This window comes from Niastella populi, from assembly GCF_002078015.1.
Taxonomy (GTDB): Bacteria; Bacteroidota; Bacteroidia; order Chitinophagales; family Chitinophagaceae; genus Niastella; species Niastella populi.
On the sequence record NZ_LWBP01000046.1, the window covers coordinates 1 to 4,544 of the forward strand.

The window sequence follows — 4,544 nt, forward strand, 5'->3', positions numbered from 1 at the left end:
CACCCGGCGCCCCCTTGAAAATTGGGTGGTGAGGGGAGTTCTTGAGTGAATCGAAGGTAGAGAAAAATTCTATTCACCAGGTCGGTAATATACGGTATCAATTTATTGTTTCAAGCAGAAAAAATCCGGCTGAAGTATTTGTCATTTAGCTATCTGGTTCAAGTAATTATTGAAGACCCCAAAATACAAATTCTTGTCAAACTCAAATTTTAGAATGTCACTTGCGCCTATAATATTCCAGACAACTGAATTTTCAGTTTGATCAATAGTTACAGCTATGCCTCCGCAGTCATAGTCTCCACATTCAGCACAACAGTAAATCAATACTTCTGGATTTTCTAATTCCTCTCTGTATTTGTCTAAATACCATTGAAATTCGTCCTCAGTCCATGAAGATGGGTACACATCCCTTATCTCTTTGTCCGAAACTTTTCTTTGAAGCAACTGCTTCACTTTGATTCTGTCTGTCTTTGGATTACCAGAACCTAAAGCTCCAACCCAATTTTCTAATATGGTCGTTTTTGTATTGTATATTTTATCAAGTTGCTCAGATAAGGGCTTATCATTTATAAAATACTCAAGAAAGGGTTTTTGCGACCTAACAAATCCTTTGTTGGTTAATGTCGTATTACCTAAGGGCTTTTTTTTGCTTTTTACAGCTTTCCCAAGAGAATTAATTGATTTGTCAGCCAGAGAATCTAATCTCTGATATTTTTGAAGCGTTAGAGTGCCCATATCATTATTCATTAAATACCATTCTTATTCGATTTTTCAAAGATTGGCCAAAATTCAAACGGTCAACCTTAACTGTCAAATAATTAATAATTTATTGTGCGCTTGCTAATCGTATCCATTTTGGTTTTATTTGTTTTGTCGCATCACGCTATCCATTCCTTCTATTGCATCTTTTAAATCCACAGTCCAATAACCGCCCTTGCCGCTGTCCCATGCCTCTTTCCATTGATTATATCCTTCGGAAAAGTCTGGGAGATTATTATTTTGTTCTACAAGCCTGGTTACAGACTTTGAAATTGTATTCTGAGAAAAAGGCAAATGTCCGATAAAGTCTGAGTAACCACCTGCAATACTTGGGTTATGCAGTTTTATTCCGTCAACTCTGATATGGATTATTGTGTCATTTTCATATTTTTCAGTTTTCAAAATGGTCAAAGTTGAACTGTCTTCGCCTGGCCTGTTATTGTATTTCCAAACCTGACCCACTTTGAATTGTACGGAAGCAGTGGCCATATCTTTGCTTTTTTCTTTTATCTGTTCTTTACAGCTTGAAAGTAGACCTATAAGTCCTGCCAGAAAAATAACTAGCTTTAGTCGTGTCATGATTGCAGATGGGGTTAATGATTCGAGCCTAATATACGACTAGCTTTAATGCACTTATCTAAGTGCCGCTTTCGTCAGAGAGTTAATAATTTTTCTTTTCTGGAATATGTCTTTGATGCAACTAATGTGGTCAAGCCTTTCCATTGCTTTACATAAATCTCTTCATTTTGAAACCAAAGGGTATATTGGTCAGAAGCTTCACTTATAAGATTGAGATTTAACTCTTTTTCAATGTTTTCAATTTTTAAAGAGCGGTCTCTAAAGATTAGTTCAAAATTATTTTGTTCCCACATTTCGTCCCAAAGGGCCAGGTGCTCAACAGACTTACTAAAACTTGAAGCTATTGGCTCATAATCTTCATAGTAAACACCTTGTTCATCTAAAAAGAATTGCATTTGATAATTAGTGGTAGCACAGTCAAAAAAATACTTTGGAGATGAAAATTCAGATTCTTCAAATTCTACAACCGCGGTATTACTGTATACTGGATAGCCGCCCGCTCCTTTAATCAGACTAAACTTTATTGGTGCAAGTACTGCGTAGAAGATGTAGCCACCAAACGCTTGTTGAAATTCAATCAATGGTTCAAAAATTGGAGCACCATTATCAATAAATGTTTGGCGAATTTCTTTTTCGGTCAACGATAAATGTTCTCTCTTTGATTTTTCTAAAAAATGAGATGCTCGCTTGGATAATGTCATATATTGGCCGTAAAGTTATATTAACTAACCAGCAATGCCAGTCAACAGAGGCATTTCTGTTTATTAAGGCGTTCCTGAATTACTGCCTAAAAATTTTCCCTTTTCAATTTCCTTTTCAAACCACTTAAAATAAGCATCTTATCGTGAACATATGTTATAAAATTAGGGCAACTTTTCTGTCTCCTTGTAACAAAATTAGGGGTGTGGCACATTGGTGCGGAAATTACCAGCTTAATCTCCGCAAAATTTGCGGCGATTCCAATCAATTTTTGCGGAGATTAAGCCGTATTTTTACCGCATAAAATGCGGAGATTATTATTATGTACATCTACCAGCTACCTAAATGGCCTGATTTTCACTGGGATAAAGAAAAGCTATCCAGACTTTTAGCGGAAGTCCGGTATAGACAGGGTAAGTTGACGGGCCGCATGGAGAGTATGGGTTTCGGCTTGCAGGCTGAGGCAACTTTACATACACTTACTTTAGATGTTTTGAAATCAAGCGAGATTGAGGGTGAAATCCTAAACCCTGAACAAGTGCGTTCGTCTATTGCACGACGATTGGGAATGGATATAGCTGGATTAGTTCCTGCAGACAGACATGTGGAGGGAGTTGTTGAAATGATGCTGGACGCAACGCAGCATTATAATATGCCGTTAACTGATGAACGATTATTTGGATGGCACGCGGCGTTGTTTCCGACTGGTAGAAGCGGCATGTATAAAATTGTGGTCGGTGCCTGGCGCACAAATACAGAAAAAAATCCTATGCAAGTCGTGTCAGGCGCTATTGGTCGCGAAACGGTTCACTTCGAAGCGCCTGCTTCAGAGTTTGTAGAAGGAGAAATGGACAAATTTCTCAACTGGTTTAACTCTGAAAATGATCTTGATCCAGTAATCAAAGCGGCCATTGCTCACCTATGGTTTGTAACTATTCATCCTTTTGCAGACGGTAATGGCCGCATGGCACGTACAATAACTGATATGCTATTGGCAAGGACTGATCAAAATTCCCAACGCTTCTACAGTATGTCGGCGCAGATCAGGAATGAACGCAAGGCTTATTACGATATCCTGGAAAAAACACAAAAAGGAACCCTGGATATAACTGAATGGCTTGCATGGTTCCTTAATTGTCTTGACAGTTCGATAAGCGCAACTGAAGAAATACTGGCAAAAGTTATGCGCAAGTCGAGGTTTTGGGAGAACCTTAAAACTTATTCACTTAATGACCGGCAACAAAAAATATTGAATGCTTTAATAGATGGGTTTGAGGGAAAGCTTACATCTTCCAAATGGGCTAAAATAACCAAAACCTCACAGGATACCGCATCCAGAGATATACAAGATCTTATAGATAAAGGAATCTTACTCAAGGAAGCAGCGGGCGGGCGAAGCACAAGTTATACATTGAATACGCAATATCTACTTTGATTACAGCGCCAAAAGTATGGTTCTTGAGTGACTTGAAGGTAGAGAATTTTTGTCAACAACTGTGGTAAGAGAAGTCAAAATAAGTTAATCATTTATGAGCTTACCGGTGGTTATATCCAAAACAAAATCTTGCCAACCACTAGGAGGATCACATTCGCTACTTCCATATATTTTATTATCACCAAATCTTTTTATCAATATGCCATCTACCCCTAAGTTCGGATTTTTCCAAATCAGATTACCCTTTTCGTTAATGCAACAAATGCTATCCGAGCCGGTAACGTAGAACAAATTTTCATTGATATAAAAGTGTCCAAAATAACCGTCCACCTGCAATACTAACACGTTGATATTTTCTAAAAAGTTATAAAGATAAAAGTGGCCTTGATGGCCAACCGCCAATAGATTATCCCGAATGATAGCATCTTTGAACGGACTACAATGAGCTTCAAAACGAATTTGAAGAACCTTCTTAATTGTGTCATTATCTTTCAAAACGAGATACTCAACATTACTCCACTTCACCGATTCTTTACCTGAAATAATCACAATTTCATTTCTCAATTCCTCAGGAACGCTGTTTGTAAATTCAATATTCATTTCTATCAGTATCGATGATGTGTTTTGAAAGTCAGTACAAAATGTACTAAAACTTCCACCATGGCTTTTTCTTTTTGTCAAGTTTGAAGACTGTCGGAATAACTCCGTAAAAAGAATAAATGGAATCTGCTAAACCATTTTCAAATTGCTTGCTAACTTTTGCAAATGGATATGCTTTATTGTTCTTGTCAAAAGCAATAGCAACTGATCCATTCTCATTAAGTTCCCACTGTCCGCCGTAGTTTTCAATAATACATTTACCCAAAAATGAACCTAATGAATTAATCAGCCCCTGATACTCCTCTTTTTCAAAGCTACCTTTATTTCTTTCAATAAAGCCTTCTATAAATTTAACAGAGTTTGCATCATATTTTAAATTTAGTTTTGTTCTAACTGATTCTGCAAGATCATCTAACTCTTTCATATATATGCTTGTATTATTATTTGAAGTTCATTCGCGCCAACCCTGACT

Annotated in this window: 6 protein-coding genes; 1 reads left to right on the forward strand and 5 read right to left on the reverse strand. The window is 37.1% G+C overall.

Annotation, left to right across the window (positions count from 1 at the left end; all coding sequences use genetic code 11):
- Window positions 1–141 precede the first annotated feature (141 nt).
- The 3 genes from A4R26_RS06655 to A4R26_RS06665 form a co-directional block, all read right to left on the reverse strand.
- The gene (locus A4R26_RS06655; protein ID WP_165760170.1) at window positions 142–735 is read right to left on the reverse strand and encodes a hypothetical protein; all 594 of its coding nucleotides are present in this window, start codon (window positions 733–735) and stop codon (window positions 142–144) included.
- Between the two features lie 126 nt (window positions 736–861).
- Window positions 862–1,338 carry a hypothetical protein gene (locus A4R26_RS06660; protein WP_081162548.1) on the reverse strand — a complete coding sequence of 159 codons (477 nt, stop codon included), beginning with the start codon at window positions 1,336–1,338 and terminating at the stop codon, window positions 862–864.
- 74 nt (window positions 1,339–1,412) lie between these two features.
- Complete coding sequence (locus A4R26_RS06665) at window positions 1,413–2,039, reverse strand: hypothetical protein (RefSeq protein WP_081162551.1); 627 nt, start codon at window positions 2,037–2,039, stop codon at window positions 1,413–1,415.
- Between the two features lie 320 nt (window positions 2,040–2,359).
- On the opposite strand from A4R26_RS06665, the gene A4R26_RS06670 reads away from it, so the two are divergent.
- Window positions 2,360–3,472, forward strand: a complete 1,113-nt coding sequence (locus A4R26_RS06670; protein WP_081162554.1) for a Fic family protein — start codon at window positions 2,360–2,362, stop codon at window positions 3,470–3,472.
- Window positions 3,473–3,556: 84 nt separating this feature from the next.
- Here the strand turns inward: A4R26_RS06670 and A4R26_RS06675 are convergent, their stop codons facing one another.
- Both A4R26_RS06675 and A4R26_RS06680 read right to left on the reverse strand, forming a co-directional pair.
- Window positions 3,557–4,072: a hypothetical protein gene (locus A4R26_RS06675; protein ID WP_081162557.1), complete on the reverse strand. Its 516-nt coding sequence runs from the start codon at window positions 4,070–4,072 to the stop codon at window positions 3,557–3,559.
- A gap of 46 nt (window positions 4,073–4,118) precedes the next feature.
- Window positions 4,119–4,496 (reverse strand): hypothetical protein, encoded by a 378-nt coding sequence (locus tag A4R26_RS06680; RefSeq protein ID WP_081162560.1) that lies wholly within the window; start codon window positions 4,494–4,496, stop codon window positions 4,119–4,121.
- Between the last annotated feature and the right edge of the window lie 48 nt (window positions 4,497–4,544).

Bases quoted from the DNA above. Each gene is read 5' to 3' on its own strand.
- A4R26_RS06655 (WP_165760170.1), bottom strand. From the start codon at position 735: ATGGGCACTCTAACGCTTCAAAAATATCAGAGATTAGATTCTCTGGCT.
- A4R26_RS06660 (WP_081162548.1), bottom strand. From the start codon at position 1,338: ATGACACGACTAAAGCTAGTTATTTTTCTGGCAGGACTTATAGGTCTA.
- A4R26_RS06665 (WP_081162551.1), bottom strand. From the start codon at position 2,039: ATGACATTATCCAAGCGAGCATCTCATTTTTTAGAAAAATCAAAGAGA.
- A4R26_RS06670 (WP_081162554.1), top strand. From the start codon at position 2,360: ATGTACATCTACCAGCTACCTAAATGGCCTGATTTTCACTGGGATAAA.
- A4R26_RS06675 (WP_081162557.1), bottom strand. From the start codon at position 4,072: ATGAATATTGAATTTACAAACAGCGTTCCTGAGGAATTGAGAAATGAA.
- A4R26_RS06680 (WP_081162560.1), bottom strand. From the start codon at position 4,496: ATGAAAGAGTTAGATGATCTTGCAGAATCAGTTAGAACAAAACTAAAT.